The sequence below is a fragment of the Ruminococcus gauvreauii genome (genome assembly GCF_025151995.1).
GTDB lineage: Bacteria > Bacillota > Clostridia > Lachnospirales > Lachnospiraceae > Ruminococcus_G > Ruminococcus_G gauvreauii.
In genome coordinates this window covers 3,003,514-3,022,977 of sequence record NZ_CP102290.1, presented here as the reverse complement: position 1 = coordinate 3,022,977, position 19,464 = coordinate 3,003,514, and the positions used below count along the sequence as shown (strand labels likewise).

Sequence of the window (19,464 nt, the reverse complement as noted above, 5' to 3'; positions counted from 1 at the left end):
CCCGGCAAAAGGTAAAAGGTAGTAGGATTTATTCATCGAAGGTTAACATAACCTTACGAGCGACAGCTTTGTTTCTTGCCATTTCCATAGCTTCGGCAAGATCCTCGAATTTGTAGTAATGAGATACAAGCTCTTCAAAATCATATTTATCTTTAATCTTGGACATGAAGCGGATCGTTCTCGGGAACCAGTTTGTTGTTCCGCCGCTGCCCGCGATATGCAGAGTTTTCCAGATTGTCTTACCGATCTCAACCGGTACTTTTCTTCCGATGGAGTGTCCAACCACACCAACTCTTGCGCTGTGTCCGGCGATATCAAACAGAGAAGCAATACCGATGTCATTTCCTGAGCACTCGATCACTACGTCTGCTCCGCGGCCGTTTGTGAGGTCTTTGATCATCTGCTCAACATCTCCTGCAGTCGGATCAACCGTATAAGTTGCGCCATATTTCATTGCATTTTCTCTTCTGGATTCTACCGGATCAACAACGATTACGGTAGCTCCTGATGTTGCACATACCATGGATGCAGAACAGCCGATCGGGCCTCCGCCGATGATAACACATGTATCGGAAGCATCCGGATTACATCCGTTGCCCCAAACGCCCCAGTAACCAACGTTGAAGTTCTCTACAAAGATACCAACTTCGTTTGACCAGTCTTCCGGAATAACATGAGTATAAGCTTCTTCAAGAATCATGTATTCGCCGAATCCTCCAGGAGAGTCCGGACGGAAACCAACCTCGCGCATATTCAGGCATGCTGATGACATTTTTCCATCTTTACAGTTTGCACACTGATGGCATGGGATTACACAGTCACCGACAACTTTATCGCCGATCTTTACAGAAGTTACACTTTTACCAAGTTCAACAGCTCTTCCTACCCACTCGTGACCTGGAGTATAAGGACCAAGGTCATAACGTCCTTCTGCAGACTCGCCTTCGAAGCACTCTACGTCAGACTGGCAGATGCCGCAGGCAACAAGTTTAATCAGTATCTGGTCATCGCGAAGCGGCGGAAGCTCAACTTCTTCGATTCTAAGGTCATGCGGTCCATACATAAACGCCTGTTTACATTTCATAATTCTAATCCTCCATTTTTAACTTTCATTATTTATATGTTCGGCCGGACAGCCCGAGCTGTCCAGGCCATATGATTCCAATTAGTATGTCAGTGTATAGATATGACGTCCGCCTGGCTCGTTCGGGCCTTTGATAACGGCTTCGATGTCTTCTCTCTTTCTCTGAGTCATCATATCGATTGGCGGAAGCTCTCCTGCCGGATATTTTTCGAGAATATCATTCACCAGTTTTTCCAGGTAGTTCAATGTTCTCTCAATTCCTTCACGTGCTTTTTCAGCATCAGCCAGCTTCGGATTTCCGATAACGCCTTCCGGCTGTACGATACATTCCATTGCACAGGAGCCAAATGCGTTGTACCATTTGATCGGTCCTACGCCGCGCTCTGCGGAGTTGTTGATATGTCCCGGAGGCAGCAGCGGATATGCTTTGGTCTCCACTTCCTCGCCTCTCTTGATCAGTTCCGGGAACAGACCCAGACACCAGGACTGTTCTACTTCGTCTGCATGGATAAACGGTGTATCGTATGGGCCGCCGCCTTCTTTGGTATCCAGCTGCTCTTTTGCTGCATTCCAGAAGTGTGTGTAAAGGATAATGCCGGGAACCTGGAATTTCTTACCGAATTTATGGATAGCCAGCGGAATTACATAATCCTGTCCATGTCCGTTAACAACGATCATTTTGCGGAAACCGGTGTTCCAGAATCCTGCGAATACATAGCACAGATAGTCGGCAAGGATTTCTTCCGGAATCATGATCGTACCTTTCTGTCCCAGGTGATGATATGGATGAGAGCCATACCAGATCGGCTGTGCCACTGTACAGCCAGTCGCTTTTGCAACCTGCTCACAGAGACGTGTGTCAAGGTATGTATCTTCTCCGTAAGGAGCAGATGGTCCATGGTTCTCTGTAGAGCCAACAGGAATCAGGATAACATCGTTTGTTTTTAAGCGTTCTGCCACTTCTTTGTTTGTCATGTTCTGGTAGTAAATACCATTAGGGGCCTCCATGTTGCCGCCAGTTGCCGGGATTTGCCATTTAGACATAATTCTTTTTCCTCCTTTATTGATAGGTTTTATAGTTAATTTTAATTTTGCTCCACTTGTTTCATATAGGCAATCGCCTGTTTTGCCGCTTCCAGTTCGTCCGGCCACGGCAGGCATTCCACTGACAGGTACCCGTCGTATCCTGCTGTCTCCAGTGCCTTCAGGATTTTCACGAAATCAAACTGTCCCGTTCCCGGATATCTTCTGGAATTATCCGCCAGATGAAAATATCCGATGTGTCCCGCGCACCGTTCTATCGCCTTTACAGGGTCACACTCATCGATTCCCATGTGGAATGTATCAAGGTGAACATAGAGATTATCAATCTGATACTCTTCCAGAAATCTCATTGTCTCATCGGCCGTTGTAAAAATGTTCACTTCATACCGGTTGATCACTTCCAGATTCAGTTTTACGTTCCGCTCTTTCGCATATGCCGCAAGCACTCTTAAGTTTCTTGCAAGGCGGTCGATATACTTTTTACGGTTTCCGCCGGCGGGAACATTGCCCTTCACCCATCCGATTACGATATCTGCTTTCATCTTCTGCGCCATGTCGATGTAACGCTGCATCTCTGTCACTGCGGTGTTCATCACATATGGTCTGTCATCGATCAGACTGCACATTCCTTCTGTGTTCAGACGCCCTGTGATGATCATTCCGACCTTGGCACCATATGTTTCTTCTGCCTTTTTGATGGCCTCGTAATCAAATTCCTCATCCGGTCTTGTATGTACTTCAATTGCCTGATAGCCGAGTTCTGCGGCTTTCTTAAGATTATCACACACATTTCCCTTCAAAAGGATCGGAGCGGTAGAAGGTGCATCGTCTGCGGAAGATATCGCATATTTCCAGTTCTTCACCTGACTGCCTCCTTAATAATTCTTACAAAGTCAGATAACACAGCATTTAATCATCCTTTGTCTGACTGCCGTTTGTGTTATCCCCTGTTGTTAAATACATTATAGGATGAAACGCGCTTTTCGACTACAGATATCCTGCTTGATAAACCCATCGAAATCTACTTCTTTTCTCCGTTATTTTTGAGGAGTTTATAATTCTTGCAATTGGAGGTGGTTTCCTTTCCGCAGGCTGTGCACCAAAAAGATGGCAGCTGTACATAATATACAACCGCCATCCTGGTTTTCTTCATTAATTATCATTTATGCACTGCTCACGCCCGCAGCAGCTGCAGATTCTCGCATACGTTACCACTTCCACACTTTTATCAACCCACAGCGTCTTCGTCAGATAAAGTACATTGCCGTCATGTTCCGCCACACATGTCTCCAGCAATTCTCCATGATAGCCGTGAATCTCTCCGAGCACCTGTCCCCGGAGAATCCTCTGCCCGGCTTCCACGCGCGGATACCAAAACCCGGATTCATAACATTGATGGTACACCGGATTTTCCAGCCGGTACGGTTCCGTCAGAGGCATCAGCGGCTCCCCATCCATGACTCCCCAGCATCTCATGATGTTAAGCAGATCCCGGACATTTGCACGTACCTCCTCCTCACTCCATCGTCCAGAGTCTCCGCGCTCAATTAAGATGCTGGGAACACCCAGAAGCCCCGCATAATTATAGGCCCCCGTCGATGCAGACGACCTGACCATGAACGGCACATCTACCGCAGCAGCAGCCCGCTGCGCCTCCATCGAAATTTCATCCGGACAATTTCCCACGTAATATACATAAGGCTGGAGTTCCTCATATATCCCTCCGGAATGGAGATCTACATAGTAATCTGCCTTCGAAAACAGTTCCCGTTCCATGTACCAGGCAAGTTTCTGAGACGCCGTCCCTTCCGGATTCCCCGGAAAAGCCCGGTTCAGATTCTTCTCGTCCTCGGGGACTACTGTGGGTCTTCTCGTCTCAAATCCGGTTCTGTTCACGACCGGAATAATGATAACATTCCCGATGATCTGCGCAGGTTCCAATTTTCCTGCCATTTCCATCAGAGTCTGGATTCCTACATATTCACAGCTGTGGACACCCGCCGTCAAAAGCAGTGTCTTTCCGGGGCGCTCACCACAGAGCACTGTCGCATGAAGTACATACGGGGTTCCGTCCACATGCAGGCGGCCGTTTTGCTTTTCTCCCCTTTTGACACGCAGTTCCTGCAGCTCAAAGTATTCCGTCTGTTGTTCTTTCATGTTCATAATCCGCCTCTCCCTTATTTACTGCATCTATTATATAGTAGATGCGGGTTCTGTGTCCATGTATTCTATCACCAGGGCTATATCAGTTTGGAATATCCACGGCTGCTCCTGCCGGGCGGATATCCACCGTGTTATCATTCAGGGTTGTAGCCGCTCCACAGTCCGACAGACGCTCATGATGCAGCGCATTGACTGTCAATCCATTGAGGGAATGAGCGATGTCATATACCCCCTCTGCTATCACCGTACCTTTTTTTACCCGCACCGTCACTTCCGCCTGAAATTCCACCTCCGCCAGGTCATTAAAGCACAAAACACGTTCCCCATCCCTGATATTACGCATTTCTGCGTCCTCTGGGTGAACGAGAAGCGACATTACGCCTCTGCGCGCCCTGAGATCTGCGCGCTCCCCGAACGTGCTGTTCAGTGTATGCACCGAAGGTCCCGATACCAGATGCAGTGGGTAGCCATCCTCCTCCGCCTGCAGGTACATCGGAACCGGAATTTCCGCTTCCCGGTTTACAATCTCTATTTTTCCGCTTTTCGTGCGGTATATCTGGTGATCCGCCTCCGGAAACGAGATGCTGCCTCCGCCCTGTATCCTTTCCCATTCATCCGCCGGACGCTCTCTCAGAAAACTTCCCGCCTCTCTCAGTACTTTCTGAACCATTTCCGCTTCAGTCTTTTCAAAATAAGAATTCCGATACCCCATGGCGCCTGCCAGCAGACGAAACGTATCCCAATTGCTCTTACACTCACCCGCAGGTTCGACGATTTTCTCTGCATACCCCGCTGTAAAATAGCCGTACGACCGGTAAACATCCGATTGCTCCACTGAAAATGCAGCGGGCAGCAAAACATCCGCATACCTGGCGGTATCCGTCATAAAACGTTCATGCACGACAGTAAACAGATCTTCTCTCGCAAGCCCCTCCAGAAGTTTTTTTTGATTGGAAACCGTATTGGCCGGATTCAGACCGTATACGTACAGCCCTTTAATCGGAGACCCCTGAATATCCCCTGCCAGAGCAGACGCCAGCTGATTGATATTGATCTTCCTTCCCGGCGTTTCCCGAAAATCCGGTCTCCGAATAAGGTCCATCCGGAACACTTCGCCGCCCGAGACCATGCACCCGCAAATCCCTCCTCCTCTGTACTTCCAGGCGCCCACAAATGCAGGAAGGATGGTGATCAGCCGTACCGCCATCGCCCCGTTTCGATGTCTGGAAAGACCGCTCCCCAGCAAAACGGACGGCGCCTGTGCGGCGGCATATGCCCTTGCCAGTTTTCTCACCCGCCCGGCAGGAATCCCCGTGATTTTTTCCGTGCGCTCCGGCGTATAATCTCCAAGTGTCCCGATCAGTTCACCGGCTCCCACAGTCTCCTCCTCCAGAAACAGCATATCTGCCAGCCCTTCTTCCACCAGCACCTGCATCAGGGACAGCGCAAGCGCTCCGTCCGTTCCAGGCCGGATCAGCACCACTTCGTCAGCAACCCGCGCCGTCGGGTTCTCGTACGTGTCGATCAGAATGATCTTCTTCCCCTGTTTTTTACCGTTTACAAGATCCGCCATGCTGTGAATCCGTGTGGCTGCGGCATTACACCCCCACACGAGGACACAGTCACTGTCTCTGAGTTCCCCCGGATCAAGGGACGGAGTCTTTCCCATCACCTGTGCATAGCCCTCCCCTTTTGCCGACGAACACAGACTCATCACCAGCTCGGACGCCCCCATGTAATTGAAAAACGCGTGTCCGCAAAATCTCTGGATATCGCTCATGACACCGGAATAGACAGCCGGAAGGATCGCCTGCGGACCCTCTTTCTTAATGATACACCCAAACCGCAGGGCGATGAGGTCCGCCGCCTCCTCCCAGGATATCGGAACGAATTCTCCGCTCCCTTTCCTTCCATTCCTTTTCATCGGCCGAAGAAGACGCTCCCTGTGATAAAGCGATTTCACATATCCTCTCACTTTCGCACAGATTACGCCGCGCGTCGCCGGATGATCCGGGTCTCCAATCATACGGTATATCCTGTCTCCGTCAGTTTCCGCGAGCAGTCCGCAGGATGCAGGACAATCATATGGACAAATGGTTTTCTTCAGCATCATAGAATTCCCTCCTGAAAATGTTCATACTGTCATGAAAAAAAGAGCTCTCGCCACCAACCCCGCGGGTCTTCAGCAACAGCTCTCTTTCATACCTATTCAAATAAATCACTTCTGACATAACCTGTCTGGTCTTCAAAGGAAATCTCAATCCATTCCCCCTGGCTGCCGGTCTTTGTGACCTGCTGACCTTCGCCCAGCTTACCGAGCACTTCCGCATCCTCACTGGCCTGTGCACGCACATTGCAGTCGCTCCTGACAGTGATGAGCGAACCATTTTCAGCCGATGCAGCTTCAGAAGTTCCAATGCCCAGGCTATCGATAAAACTTTTCAGAGAATCATCACTTTCCAGAGCGGACTCATATTCATCCTGAACCTTCGATATCAAGGTCTCAACATCACTTTCCTTCATCGTCTCCTGGATATAGGCCTGTGTTTCGGCGTTCTGTTCCTGTGTCGCAATATATAGCCTGCCGTCATCTCCGGTACATACATACAGCTGACTAAGTCCCGGCACCGCCGTATCAATCCCATTGAATTTATACGAATAACAGGCATATACAACATAGGTACCTTCTTCCGGTCCCTTTATGGTATATGTCTCGACATCACCATAACTCTCAATATTTTGATCCTTTGTGATCTTAGCTTCCTCTGTCGCATCAAGACTGTCGACTACGCTTTTAATTCCGGCAATATCTTTGCTTCCAAGCGCAGTATAATAAGTCTGAATGACAGCGTTTACATCCGGATATGCCTCTTTCTCCAGCCGAGTCTCTTCTTCCGGTGTTACGGCAGGTTCCGGATCGTCTCCGGTCCCTTCCGATTCTTTGTCATCAGCGGCCTCGTCAGATTCATTCTGGCTTTCCTGCTGTGTCTGGCTGCTCTCGTCCTGAGCACTCACCTTGGAAGAAATAAATTTAATTCCCAGGAACAGTACTGCCAGCACAAGAATAATAGATAGTCCAAGCAGGATATATCTGAGATTGTCAGAAAGCCATTCTCTAAAATTATCCAACTTATCTGACCTCCTTTGTCAATTGGTACACTAGCCTTAAGCTATACCGACGCATCTGGAGGGATTCGAACCCCCGGCACGTGGCACCGGAAACCACTGCTCTATCCCCTGAGCTACAGATGCCTGCCATGGTATTTCATACCACACTGCACTAGTGTACCATATAAACAGGGAATTGTAAAGTCTTTTAAATCAGAGGTTTTGCACAAATAGAATTCCCCAGCCAAAGAACCTTTTCTTTCCTGTCGTAATAATAAACGTTGTCGGACAGATACTCCTCCTCCGACACATATAAGCGGTTCACCTCCCGGACAATCTCCTGAAGATCCCCCTCAAAATCCTCCACGGTCTCAGGAACAATAATACACTCATGAATACTACTCGGCAGCACAAAGAAGCTTCTGCCGAATGTATCGGCAATCCGCTCCAGGACTCCCGGATAACAGACGCATACCGCCCCCAGATACTTTTCTTCATTCGTCAGAACATACATCCCCTCATCATCCCGGCATTCATCCGCCATGTTCCCGATCTCTTCATCGTCCGAGAGTCCGGCGATCACCTGCCCGATGCTCATAAACTGAAACGGCAGATGCCTTCGTGTGTTTTTCACAGCTGCCTCATACAGCATCTCATCCGTCACCTTCCAGTTCTTCATGTGTTCGCTGCGAATCAGTATCCGCGCCGAATTACAGAAGATTTGCTCCGTCCGGTAATAATATATCAGCGCAAGGTCCAGAATCTTTCGGTGTGGAATTCCACGAAGCATTTCTCTGTTCTTATCATAGTTGACAAGCTGATAACAGATATTCGGCAATGCCTTCTGAAAATCTGTAAAACACCCGACGGAACCTGTCTCATCGATCCGGTTCTCTCTCCACTCCTCGACCAGCAGCTGTCCCAGTTCCCTCAGGGATTTCCCCTCTTCATACGCCTGATAGTACGGTTCCAGATAAATAACCGGTTCCAGATTTGATCCGGCACCCATAATCGCCAGGCCATCCTGATAGACTCCGTTGTTTTTCGGAATCCTCTGCAGTCTTATGTCCGCCTCCTCTCCCAGCTGGTCCTCCACGCATGTCTGTATGGCTGTTTTAAATCTCGTGTAATCCAAATAATCACCCTTTCTTATTTATTTTTTCAGTGGTGCCTGTTTTGGATACGCAAACAAGACCACGGAAAATCGGACTGTGGTTTTCATGCTTTCTTCTGTTGTTCCTGTCTATGTTGGAATGTCCGCACGAACGTGCGAAAAAGAAATACTTTAAAAATCAGATTTGGAAATTGCTGCCCGGACTTAAGTCCGGGCGCATAAATAGTTACATTAAACGCGGGATAAATACTCTCCCGTTCTTGTATCGATCTTAATCTTGTCTCCCTGCTCCACAAACAGAGGAACGTATACAACTGCACCAGTCTCTACTGTTGCAGGTTTTGTTGCACCCTGAGCGGTATCTCCCTTAAAGCCCGGTTCTGTCTCTGTGATCTCAAGCTCCACAAACAGCGGAGGTTCAACCGCAAATACATTGCCGTTATGGGAACAGATCTTTACCATCTCATTCTCTTTCACGAACTTCAGCGCATCGCCGATTGCTTCTGCGTTCAGAGCGATCTGATCGTATGTCTCCATATTCATGAAATTATACAGATCTCCGTCGCTGTACAGGTACTGCATGTCTGAACGTTCGATACGTGCTGCCGGGAACTTCTCGGTAGGACGGAATGTTTTTTCTACCACACCGCCGCTGATGATATTTTTTAATTTCGTTCTTACAAACGCTGCACCTTTTCCAGGTTTTACGTGCTGGAACTCAATAATCTGAACGATATTGCCATCTATTTCCAGTGTAACACCATTCTTAAAATCTCCTGCTGATATCATACTGATATTCCTCCTTAATCGTATGCGTCAAATCCGCACATTACTTCACTATGCTATATTCTATATTATCTGCGGCTTTTTTTCAACTAATTTTTTACGCATTCTACGATTTTACGGATTTCGTCGACAATCTGGGAGAATCCCTTATCGTCGGTTACCACTCGAACATCGCTGACCTTTTCATACTCAGCCTTGCGCTGTTCCTGCAGCGTTTCGATCTTCTGCTGCAGATCTCCGCCCTTCAGCATCGGGCGTGAACTGTCATACTTCAGCCGTCTCAGCAGCGTCTGTACGGAAGCCTCGAGAAGTATTACCGTTCCCATATTTTCAAGGTACGGCTGATTCCGGGACTGAACCGGAAGTCCGCCTCCGACCGAGAGCACTTTGCGCTCTCTGTCTTTGCTGAGCTCTTTCAGGCATTCTGTTTCCAGTTCCCGGAAATGTGATTCCCCGTAACGTTCAAAGATCTCTGTAATTTCCATACCGGACTTTTGAACGATCAGCTCGTCCATGTCAACGAACGGAAGCTGCATGACTTTGGCGAGCTGTTTGCCGACACTCGTCTTGCCGCTTCCCATAAACCCGATTAAAATGATATGATTCATCTCACGCTCTTCCTCCGTGACGTCTGTAGAAAAACAGGACGATCTTTTCAAGATACCGCTTAAAGACAATCTGGATCTCTTCCTTGGGATGTATTGGCTTTACCAGAATATTGCGTATACCGCTCCTCTTTGCGCCATATACATCCGTAAACAGCTGATCTCCTATAAACACGGTATTACTGGTATCCGTCCCCATCATGCGCATGGCCTTCTGATAATTCTTCCTGGAGGGCTTGTGTGCATCTTCAATATAAAAGGCCCCGATCTCTCTGTTAAAAGAATCGACACGCTCCCGCTGGTTATTCGAGAGCAGGCAGCTGGAAAATCCAAGTTCTTTCAGACGGCTAAACAGTTTAACCGCACGGTCATCCGCCGGTGCACCGTGCGGGACCAGAGTATTGTCAATATCAAAGATCAGTCCCCGGTATCCGTCCCGGTAAAGCTTTTCAAAGTCGATCTGATAAGTGGAATCCACACACTCATCGGGATAAAACTGCTTAAACATGCTGCTGTCTCTCCTGTTATCGTTCGTGCAGCGGTACGTACAGCTCATCCGCCTTCACATTCTTATATGCCGGCCGTATGATCTTGTCTGTGTTGATCAGTTCTTCCATCCGATGTGCGCTCCACCCGGCAATCCGGGCAATCGCAAACATTGGAGTATAAAGCTCCAGCGGAAGATCAAGCATGCTGTATACAAAACCGCTGTAAAAATCTACATTTGCACTGACGCCTTTATAGATATGGCGCTCGCGTGCGATGATCTTGGGCGCCAGTTCCTCCACCATAGAATACAGGCGGAAATCTTTATCGCGTCCCTTCTCTCTCGCCAGCTGTTCCACAAACTTTTTAAATATCGTCGCTCTCGGGTCTGAAATGGAGTATACCGCATGCCCCATACCGTAGATCAGACCGCGCTGATCAAACGCTTCCTTTCTCAGAAGCTTCACCAGGTAATCTTCGACGGCTTCTTCGTCATCCCAGTCCCTGATGTTTTTCTTCATATCGTCAAACATTTTTACGACTTTAATATTTGCACCGCCGTGTTTTGGTCCTTTCAGGGAACCGAGCGCTGCTGCAATCGCAGAATACGTATCTGTTCCTGAAGAAGAGACCACGTGCGTTGTAAATGTTGAGTTATTTCCTCCGCCGTGTTCCATATGGAGCACAAGTGCCAGGTCCAGAATCGTTGCCTCCAGCTGTGTATACTGCTTATCCGGGCGCAGCATCCGCAGAATATTTTCCGCTGTGGAAAGATTTCTTGACGGATGATGAATATACAGACTCTTACCTTTGATATAGTGATTATAAGCATGATATCCATAGACAGAAAGCATCGGGAATACACTGATCAACGTCAGACACTGGCGCAGTACGTTCGGCAGTGTGATATCATCTGCGTTGTTGTCATATGCATACAATGTCAATACACTGCGGGACAGCGTATTCATCATATCTTTACTCGGTGCTTTCATTACGACGTCTCTTACAAAGTTCGTCGGCAGCGAACGCTGCGATGCGAGAATTTTATTAAAATCAGCCAGCTGCTGTTCATTCGGCAACACGCCAAACAGCAAAAGGTAGGCAACTTCCTCAAAACCCTGACGGTGTTCCGTCAGGAAACCATTGGTCAGGTCTTCAATATTAATCCCCCGGTAATACAGTCTGCCGTCGCACGGCTGCATTTTTCCATCTACTTCTTCCGAGGAAACAATATTGGAAATCTGCGTTAAGCCGGCCAATACGCCTTTGCCGTTAATATCCCTCAGCCCCCGCTTCACATCATACTTTCCGTACAGTGAAACATCCATTTTGCTGTTCTGGACACAGATATCCGTCAACATTTCCATCTCAGGTGTTACTTTTAATTTAAATGCCATAGTCATACCCCTTTCATTAATTCCGTTTTTTAGTTCCCCCCACATTCTTTCTTTTTCTGAATACGTATCAGGCACCGGCTCTTTTTCAGGCAGACGCCTTCTCCATAGTATATCACCAATTACCCTCAGGATACAACTTCACAATTCTTAAAAATTCATGAATATTTCTGTGTTCAGTGTATAATATTCTTTAAATACCCAACAAACTCCTCCGCTATCGGGCTTAATTCATCCCTTCTGCGCTTGATATAACCGAAATAAATGCTGTCTATCCCGGATGTGATCGGAATTCCGTGAATATTGTTGTATTCATATTTTCCCTGAAGCAGGGAACTTCCTATATTGGCAAGCCTGGAGCTCATCAAAAACTGCATCAGCACATGATCGCTGTCTGTAACGACGGCCTTTGGCAGCTTTTCATAAGCTCCCAGCTCATTCTTCAGGTGTCCGAGATGGCTGGTGAGTGAGAAAAATTCCTCCCGCATCTGCACGAGTTTCATTTCTTTGAGCTGCTGTTCATCGACGCTCTGGGCTCTGTAAAGCGGATGCTGCGGTCCCACAAACAGATATGGTTCTGTCTTTTTCAGCAGCCGGAATTCCAGCCGCCTGTGCCCAAGCACTTCCTGAAAAGCAAAATACTGCCGTTCTGATATAAAAACAAAACCAATCTCCGACCTGTGCTTATGGAGGTCCTGCATAACCTCCTCAACAGTCCCTTCCAGATACCGGAACCTGAACGGAAATGTCTCCTTTTCCTGGTAAAAACCGGCATAAATCTTTGTCAGCTTATAATTGGGATTGGCGGATACTGAAAATTTTTCCATCCGGGTCTCTTCCTGCAGATTGCCGATCATCTCGACATTGCGCAGGATGCTGTTGGCGTACTCATAAACCTTTCGCCCCTCCTCCGTCATAACCACGCCCGTAGCCTGGCGGTTCAGTAAAGACATATTAAGCTCTTCTTCCAATGCCTTGATCGTCTTGCTGATATGCGGCTGCGATGTATACAGAACATCGGCCGCCGCCTTAAAACTACCCATATCTACGCTGACCACAAAAAACTGTAGCTGTTTTAACTGCATATGAATGTACTCCATTTCTTCTTTTTCGTATGTCTGTAACATATGATAAGTGCTGCCGTCGTGACGATCCATGTGAGCGGATAGCTCACATATATGGTTCTCGGATCTGATGCAGTCCGAAGCATCACAATGACGTACACAACCCGCAGTCCACACATGGTAAAGAGCGAAATCAGCATCGGTGCAGCCGAGTTTCCCATTCCCCTCAGTGTCCCTGTCAGTGTCTGATTCACGGCATAAAGCGAATAAAATGGTATCAGTATCTGCATGATCTGCATTCCATGGTCAGCCACCTCTCTGCTGGAATCAAAAATCCCGATCATCTCCCTGCCGAAATATAAAAGCACACCCCCGAGTACCACTGTCACCGTCACACTCAGAATCAGCGTTATTCTTGTTCCCTTTTCCACCCGATCCCTCTTGCCGGCACCGTAGTTCTGCCCCACAAAACTGGACACCGCGAGACCAAACGCCTCGATCGGCATATACAAAAAACCCTCCAGCTTCAGATAAGCGGCAAACCCCGCCATCGTTTCAAGTCCAAACAGATTCACCCTGCTCTGCACAATGACATTAGACAGGCTGACCAGTACAGACTGAAGACCTGCCGGTACCCCGACCCGGATCATCTTCATGCATTCCTCCCTGTTCAGATGTATCCTGCGCGGGATCAGCCGGTATTGCGCCCCGCTGACAGTCAGCTTTGCCAGCACGAGAACCGCACTGACACACTGAGCTGCCGCCGTGGCAAGTGCCGCTCCTCGTACCCCCCGGGAAAACCCGGCTACAAATAAGAAATCCAGGATCACATTGACTACCCCTCCAGCCGCCAGGCAGTACAGTCCGGTCCGCGAATCGCCTGCAGCGCGCAGTATGGAGCTGCCCATATTAAAAAGCATCATCGGCAGCATACCAAGGAAATATATGCGAATATAAGGCACCGCGTACGTCATGACAGTCTCCGGTATATTGAGCAGCCCCAACAGCAGCGGAGCCGCCCAGACTCCGATGACCGTCAGTGCAATTCCGGCTGTCACTGCCAGTGCAAGTGCCGTGTGTACCTGTATATTTACCTTTTCCCAGTCCCTGCTTCCGATCGAGTGAGAGATCACAATGCCCGCCCCGATCGACAGCCCGATAAAAAAATAGATCAGGAACGCGGTGAGCTGACCTGCTGACCCGACTGCCGCCAGCGCCTCTGTCCCCGCATACCTGCCGACCACAGCAACATCCACTGTGTTATAGAGCTGCTGAAACAGATTCGTCGCCATGACAGGGAGTGCAAACGTTACCAGGCTTCCCGCAATATTACCTTCCGTCATCTGTCGGATATCATTTTTCATGGTTACCTCCCATGGCGCACCTGCTGCGGCTCTGATCAGGAATGGATGAAAGTTTTCTTTCGGCCCTTACGGCATGCTGTCAGATGACCTTTTGAAACCATTGTCAGTTTTGGCTTACGGCTTTTGCACTCCTCGGCAGAATCATTGCATCGATTCTGAAACGGACATCCCGGCGGCACATCCAGTGGGCTTGGAACCTCTCCCTCTATACTCCCAATCTTCTTTCCGGGTTCCATATGAATGGAAAACAGTGCGTCCAGCAGTGCCTGTGTATACGGGTGACAGGCGTATTTGGCCACCTCGTCCCCCGGTATTACTTCTACGATATTCCCCAGGTACATTACCGCCAGCTGATGTGCAAAGGACTGAACCAAAGCAATATCATGACAGATAAAAACAATACTGATATGTTTTTCCTTCTGCAGACGCACCAGGAGTTCTATGATGTTCTTCTGGATTGAGACATCGAGTGCGGAAGTCGCCTCATCACATACAAGAATCTCCGGTTCCAGTGACAGTGCGCGTGCGATGCTGACGCGCTGCCGCTGGCCTCCGCTCATATTATGCGGATAACGGTACAGAAATTCTTCTGATAAATCTACCATTTTCAAAAGTTCTTTCGCCTTTTTCGCTTTGTCAGGCTTCTTCAGCATTCCAAAGTTCAGCAGAGGTTCTGTCAGAATATCTATGATTTTCATCTTCGGATCAAAAGAAGCAAGCGGATCCTGGTAGACCATCTGCATGTGGCGCCTGTTGTTTCTTTTCTCCCGTCCGGAGACACTGAGCAGATCTTTTCCATGATAAAGGATTTCTCCCTCTGTCGGGTTCTCCAGCTGCATCAACATACGCACGAAGGTAGATTTGCCGCACCCACTCTCTCCGACGATACCAAGCGTCTTTCCTTTATAGACATTCAGGCTGATATCATTGCAGGCCGTCAGGCTGCGTTTCCCGGAAGCCGGATACACCTTTGTGATATGTTTCGCCTGCAGTACAATATCGGCATCACGAAACAAAACGCTCACCTCCCATCTCCGGAACAGCTGTCAGCAGATCCTTCGTGTACTCACTGGAAGGATGGTTCATGACCTCATCTCGCGTACCGCTGTCAACCACCTTCCCATACTGCATGACGATCAGCTGATCCGCCATATAAGATGCCACTCCCAGATTATGAGTGACAATGATGATACCGGTTCCAAATGTATCCCGAAGTTCCATCATCTGACGCACAATCTGCGCCTGAGTTGTCACATCCAGTGCACTGGTCGGTTCATCAGCCAGTAAAAGCTGTGGCTCAAACGTCATCGCCATGGCAATCCCCACTCTCTGCCGCATGCCTCCGCTTAATTGATGAGGATAACTTTTCATAATATTCTCCCCGTCCGGAAGCCGCATCCTGTTCAGCATGTCAATCGCCTTCCCCCACGCCTCACTCTTTGACATCCTGCTGTGAGTACATATGTATTCCACATACTGCCTGCCGATCTTCCGAATCGGGTTCAAAGTCCCCCCGCAGTCCTGAAAGATCATGGATATCTTAGTGCCGCGGATCTTCTGCCATTCTTCTTTGGATTTTGACAGCATGGATTCCCCCTGGAAAAGAATATCTCCATCGGTAACCCTGCCAGCGCCGGGCAGGGCCCCAAGTACAGCGCGTATCACTGTCGTCTTCCCGCTCCCGCTTTCTCCCACAACACTGATGATCTCTCCTTTTTTCATCGAAAGGCCAAAGTGTTCCATGACAGGTTCCTGTTTTCCATACTGTACAGTCAAATCTTTTATCTCCAGCATATGATACTCCTTTATTCAGCCAGCGCGATATCCTTCGTCAGCCAGTAATAATCCATCGGATACATGGTAACGCCTGTAACCCTGCTGTTCGAAAACAGATACGTCGTCTCATATCCAAAGAACACGGTCGATGCGTCATCCATGATCAGCTGCTGAATCTGAATCGTCAGGTCCTTTCTTGCATCTTCATCAAATTCTGCTGCCAGCTGATCCAGCAGGCTGTCTACTTCCGGATTAAGATACCCGGTCTGATTGGATGCCGATGTGCTGTGCCAGTTTTCACGCAGATATTTTTCAGGATCACCGGTATTTGCCACCAGCACATTCCAGATCAGCATATCAAAATCCCCGGAATCTCTCATGTCCAGCAGCGTCTCGTAACTCACAGTATTCAGAGTGACCTTAATACCTATATCTTTCAGACTCGCCTGTGCTGCCTGTGCATATACATTCAGTTCTTCACGGCTTGTATAGATGACAAAATTCAGATCCAGTACTTCGCCTTCCGGCGTCTCCACAAAGCCATCACCATCCAGGTCCTCATAACCAGCCTCGGCGAGAAGCGCCTTCGCCCCTTCCGGATCATATGCATTCTCATCCTGCAGTTCGTCAAATCCAAAGTCCAGTGTCGGTGGGACCGGAGCTTTTCCCGGAGTTGCACCGCCTTCGAGCAGCGTGCTGCAGTATGTCTCTTTATCCAGGCCGCGTATGATCGCCTGACGGAGCCTGATGTCTCCCAGCACACCGTTCTGATTCATAAACGCATACGTGGACCGCAGTGACTGCAGCTTTTGAATTTCAATGCTCTCGTCACCTTCGAAGTCGGCGATGTTCTCAGTCTTAAGATTGTAAGCGATATCGATTTCACCCGTCTGTAAAGCCATGGAACGTGTCGTCTGATCATCAATACACTTTAATGTCACTTTATCAAGCGGAACTTCGCCGTCCCAGTAATATTCATTTTTAACGACGATACAGGAATCCGTCGGGTTGAAGCTCTCCACCGCATACGGTCCCGTACAGATCGGTCCGCTCATTGCAAAGGAATCCGTGTCAGCGGTTGTATCCACGATCAGGAACAGCGGGTCCGCAAGACTGCCGGGTACGACTGCCACCGGGTCTTTTGTCCTGATCAGCAGATTTTGCCCGTCAACCTCAATAGACTCCGGATCGAAGAACGTGGCTGCCCTGTCACTCAGTTCAAAAGTTCGTTCCAGTGAGGCCTTCACAGCCTCAGGTGTCATGTCATTGCCATTTGAGAACTTTACACCTTCCCTGATCTTAAATGTCCAGGTGAGCTGGTCCTCACTCACCGACCACTCTTTTGCCAGGCACGGTACAATCTCGCCGTTCTCATCAAATTTAGCAAGCGTTTCTCCCACACCATAACGCGTCACCACCCAGCTGAAATACTGTTCCGTGGGCTCCAGTGTATCAGCGAAACTCGTCACACCGATAGTGACCTCCCCGCCGGAAGCCGTCTGCCCGGATGCCTCCTGCCCGGATGCCGCAGAACCTTTTGCCGCACTCTCTGACTTCTGGCATCCTGCGAGCAGTGATATGCCGATTAGCGACGCAAGTGCCAGACCCATTGTTTTTTTCATCCATTTATACATTGATTTCTTCCTCTCTTTCCTCGCATAACGTTGTTCTCATTCTAATTTTTTCCCTATTCCTGTTTCGGATCCAGGATATCCCGGATGCTGTCACCCAGCATATTAAAAACGACCACCACGATAACAATTGCAATACCGGGATAGATCATAAGCCATGGCGCTTTGCTTATGTAAGTTCTGCCCTCATTCAGCATCAGCCCCCACTCCGGAGTCGGAGCCTGGGCCCCAAAGCCCAGAAAAGACAGCGCTGCCAGCTCCAGCATCATCGTGCCGATATCTGTTGCAGCAGTCACAACCATCGTCGTGATCATATTGGGGAGCACATGTTTCAGAATTATGTTTTTTGTGCTGGTTCCGGTTACGACAGCCGCCTCCATATACAGATTGTTCTTAATCTTCAGAACCATACTCCTCGCCAGTCTCGCATACTTTGTCCAGCTCACAGCGGCTATCGCGATCACGGCATTGACCATATTGGGCCCCAGAAGACCTGCTATCGCGATCGCCAGTACAAGTCCCGGAAAAGAAATCATCATATCAGCCAGCCGCATGATGACAGCATCGACCGCACCGCCAAAGTAACCGGCGATCACACCGAGAGCCGTACCGACGACCAGGATCACCGCCACCAGGATCAGCGTCATCGTCAGGGATGACCTGGTGCCATAGATCACCCTGGATAGTACATCTCTGCCAAGTTTATCTGTCCCGCACGTATACGTGCCGTCCGGTGCCTTTAAAGAATCCGACATCACCGCATCATACGGGTCATGCGGAGAGATCAGCGGTGCCAGTAACGCCACACCTACAATGATCAATGCCAGGACAGAAAACATCGTAAACTGTTTATGAGACTTTAGAAACTTCAGTATCTTCACGTTATCTTTCCTCCTTCAGCCTGGGATCCAGCCGGTTATAGGAGAGATCCACCAGCAGATTAATTCCCATATACAGCAGCGCAATCCACAGCACATATCCCTGTACCAGCGGATAATCCCGGCAGGAGATCGCTTTGACCGCCATGCTTCCCAGTCCCGGCCAGTTATAAATGATTTCAACAACTGCAGTACCACCGAGCAGACTCCCCAGAGAAATTCCCAGAAGTGTGACCAGCGGCAGCATGGAATTCGGGAGCACATGCTTCCAGAGAATCGTACTCTCTCTGATGCCCCGCATCCTTGCTCCCGTCACATAGTCCTGCCGTAGTTCTTCCAACACTGCAATGCGTACCTGCCGGGTATACTTTGCCGACATGGAAAATGCCAGCGTTACCGCAGGAAGAATCAGTGATTTAAAATCCGTACTTCCCCCCGATACGGTAACCCATCTGAGCGTAACACCGAAAATACTGAGCAGAATCAAACCGACCCAGAAGCTTGGGATTGAGACTCCCATAAAGGTCAGCCCCCGCACCAGGTAATCCGGCCATCGGTTCTGGTATACAGCCGACAGAATCCCCAGTGGAATGGACACAGCCAGCATGATGATCAGTGAGAACAATGCCAGTTTCAGGGTCGGCCAGAAACAAGAAGTCAGTTTTTCCACGACAGGTACTTTCATAGAATAAGAAGTACCCATATCCCCGGTCAGAACACCCTTCAGCCAGGTTCCATATTGAATGAGAAACGGTTTGTCCAGGCCAAGTTCCGCCCGTGTCTGTTCGAGAAGCTCCGGAGTCGGCACGTTCCCGCACTCAGTCAGCATGATTTCCGCGGGGTCCCCCGGAGAAAGATACGTCAGCCCAAAAGTAAAAAAACTGATGCCAAACAGCACAACTAAAATCTGTATCAATCTTCTTCCCAGTTGTTTCTTATTCACAATCCTTCATCCTCCTGCAGCTTC

The 19,464-nt window shown here is 48.9% G+C and carries 18 protein-coding genes and 1 tRNA gene; all 19 read right to left on the bottom strand.

The annotated features are described in order from the left end of the window. Positions 1-28 precede the first annotated feature (28 nt). On the bottom strand, positions 29-1,084 hold the full coding sequence (locus tag NQ502_RS14355) for a zinc-dependent alcohol dehydrogenase (RefSeq protein ID WP_028529798.1): 1,056 nt from the start codon (positions 1,082-1,084) through the stop codon (positions 29-31). An 81-nt stretch (positions 1,085-1,165) separates the two neighbouring features. After that, on the bottom strand, positions 1,166-2,128 hold the full coding sequence (iolN, locus tag NQ502_RS14350) for a 3-dehydro-scyllo-inosose hydrolase (protein WP_028529797.1): 963 nt from the start codon (positions 2,126-2,128) through the stop codon (positions 1,166-1,168). 41 nt (positions 2,129-2,169) lie between these two features. After that, entirely contained in the window at positions 2,170-2,991 is an 822-nt protein-coding gene (locus NQ502_RS14345; RefSeq protein ID WP_028529796.1) for a sugar phosphate isomerase/epimerase family protein, read from the bottom strand. 289 nt (positions 2,992-3,280) lie between these two features. Further along, on the bottom strand, positions 3,281-4,291 hold the full coding sequence (locus tag NQ502_RS14340; protein ID WP_049898383.1) for a M14 family metallopeptidase: 1,011 nt from the start codon (positions 4,289-4,291) through the stop codon (positions 3,281-3,283). An 82-nt stretch (positions 4,292-4,373) separates the two neighbouring features. After that, complete coding sequence (locus tag NQ502_RS14335) at positions 4,374-6,404, bottom strand: molybdopterin-containing oxidoreductase family protein (protein WP_028529795.1); 2,031 nt, start codon at positions 6,402-6,404, stop codon at positions 4,374-4,376. 92 nt (positions 6,405-6,496) lie between these two features. Next, a complete protein-coding gene (locus NQ502_RS14330) occupies positions 6,497-7,420 on the bottom strand; it encodes an SH3 domain-containing protein (protein WP_028529794.1) in 924 nt (307 codons plus the stop codon). A 50-nt stretch (positions 7,421-7,470) separates the two neighbouring features. Then, positions 7,471-7,543: transfer RNA gene (locus tag NQ502_RS14325), tRNA-Arg, on the bottom strand. A gap of 64 nt (positions 7,544-7,607) precedes the next feature. Beyond that, on the bottom strand, positions 7,608-8,534 hold the full coding sequence (locus NQ502_RS14320) for a DUF5688 family protein (protein WP_028529793.1): 927 nt from the start codon (positions 8,532-8,534) through the stop codon (positions 7,608-7,610). A 210-nt stretch (positions 8,535-8,744) separates the two neighbouring features. Then, on the bottom strand, positions 8,745-9,302 hold the full coding sequence (gene efp, locus NQ502_RS14315) for an elongation factor P (RefSeq protein WP_028529792.1): 558 nt from the start codon (positions 9,300-9,302) through the stop codon (positions 8,745-8,747). A gap of 86 nt (positions 9,303-9,388) precedes the next feature. Then, the gene (locus NQ502_RS14310; protein ID WP_028529791.1) at positions 9,389-9,907 is read right to left on the bottom strand and encodes a shikimate kinase; all 519 of its coding nucleotides are present in this window, start codon (positions 9,905-9,907) and stop codon (positions 9,389-9,391) included. A gap of 1 nt (position 9,908) precedes the next feature. After that, on the bottom strand, positions 9,909-10,412 hold the full coding sequence (locus NQ502_RS14305) for a YqeG family HAD IIIA-type phosphatase (protein WP_028529790.1): 504 nt from the start codon (positions 10,410-10,412) through the stop codon (positions 9,909-9,911). A 16-nt stretch (positions 10,413-10,428) separates the two neighbouring features. Next, positions 10,429-11,787: a citrate/2-methylcitrate synthase gene (locus tag NQ502_RS14300; protein ID WP_028529789.1), complete on the bottom strand. Its 1,359-nt coding sequence runs from the start codon at positions 11,785-11,787 to the stop codon at positions 10,429-10,431. A gap of 173 nt (positions 11,788-11,960) precedes the next feature. Further along, positions 11,961-12,869, bottom strand: coding sequence for a LysR family transcriptional regulator (locus tag NQ502_RS14295; protein ID WP_028529788.1), 909 nt, complete (start codon positions 12,867-12,869; stop codon positions 11,961-11,963). After that, positions 12,860-14,212 (bottom strand): MATE family efflux transporter, encoded by a 1,353-nt coding sequence (locus tag NQ502_RS14290; protein ID WP_044983521.1) that lies wholly within the window; start codon positions 14,210-14,212, stop codon positions 12,860-12,862. The genes NQ502_RS14295 and NQ502_RS14290 overlap by 10 nt, the downstream gene beginning before the upstream one ends. 35 nt (positions 14,213-14,247) lie before the next feature. Next, complete coding sequence (locus tag NQ502_RS14285; RefSeq protein ID WP_028529787.1) at positions 14,248-15,228, bottom strand: ABC transporter ATP-binding protein; 981 nt, start codon at positions 15,226-15,228, stop codon at positions 14,248-14,250. Further along, positions 15,218-16,006 (bottom strand): ABC transporter ATP-binding protein, encoded by a 789-nt coding sequence (locus NQ502_RS14280; RefSeq protein WP_028529786.1) that lies wholly within the window; start codon positions 16,004-16,006, stop codon positions 15,218-15,220. The genes NQ502_RS14285 and NQ502_RS14280 overlap by 11 nt, the downstream gene beginning before the upstream one ends. Positions 16,007-16,017: 11 nt before the next feature. Next, positions 16,018-17,622, bottom strand: a complete 1,605-nt coding sequence (locus NQ502_RS14275; protein WP_028529785.1) for an ABC transporter substrate-binding protein — start codon at positions 17,620-17,622, stop codon at positions 16,018-16,020. A 53-nt stretch (positions 17,623-17,675) separates the two neighbouring features. After that, positions 17,676-18,500 carry a nickel transporter permease gene (nikC, locus tag NQ502_RS14270; RefSeq protein ID WP_028529784.1) on the bottom strand — a complete coding sequence of 275 codons (825 nt, stop codon included), beginning with the start codon at positions 18,498-18,500 and terminating at the stop codon, positions 17,676-17,678. Position 18,501: 1 nt separating this feature from the next. Then, the gene (nikB, locus tag NQ502_RS14265) at positions 18,502-19,440 is read right to left on the bottom strand and encodes a nickel ABC transporter permease (RefSeq protein WP_028529783.1); all 939 of its coding nucleotides are present in this window, start codon (positions 19,438-19,440) and stop codon (positions 18,502-18,504) included. Positions 19,441-19,464: the final 24 nt, after the last annotated feature.

Bases quoted from the DNA above. Each gene is read 5' to 3' on its own strand.
- NQ502_RS14300 (WP_028529789.1), bottom strand. From the start codon at position 11,787: ATGGCATTTAAATTAAAAGTAACACCTGAGATGGAAATGTTGACGGAT.
- NQ502_RS14305 (WP_028529790.1), bottom strand. From the start codon at position 10,412: ATGTTTAAGCAGTTTTATCCCGATGAGTGTGTGGATTCCACTTATCAG.
- NQ502_RS14280 (WP_028529786.1), bottom strand. From the start codon at position 16,006: ATGCTGGAGATAAAAGATTTGACTGTACAGTATGGAAAACAGGAACCT.
- NQ502_RS14310 (WP_028529791.1), bottom strand. From the start codon at position 9,907: ATGAATCATATCATTTTAATCGGGTTTATGGGAAGCGGCAAGACGAGT.
- NQ502_RS14290 (WP_044983521.1), bottom strand. From the start codon at position 14,212: ATGAAAAATGATATCCGACAGATGACGGAAGGTAATATTGCGGGAAGC.
- efp (WP_028529792.1), bottom strand. From the start codon at position 9,302: ATGATATCAGCAGGAGATTTTAAGAATGGTGTTACACTGGAAATAGAT.
- NQ502_RS14340 (WP_049898383.1), bottom strand. From the start codon at position 4,291: ATGAACATGAAAGAACAACAGACGGAATACTTTGAGCTGCAGGAACTG.
- NQ502_RS14355 (WP_028529798.1), bottom strand. From the start codon at position 1,084: ATGAAATGTAAACAGGCGTTTATGTATGGACCGCATGACCTTAGAATC.
- NQ502_RS14275 (WP_028529785.1), bottom strand. From the start codon at position 17,622: ATGTATAAATGGATGAAAAAAACAATGGGTCTGGCACTTGCGTCGCTA.
- iolN (WP_028529797.1), bottom strand. From the start codon at position 2,128: ATGTCTAAATGGCAAATCCCGGCAACTGGCGGCAACATGGAGGCCCCT.
- NQ502_RS14335 (WP_028529795.1), bottom strand. From the start codon at position 6,404: ATGATGCTGAAGAAAACCATTTGTCCATATGATTGTCCTGCATCCTGC.
- NQ502_RS14295 (WP_028529788.1), bottom strand. From the start codon at position 12,869: ATGCAGTTAAAACAGCTACAGTTTTTTGTGGTCAGCGTAGATATGGGT.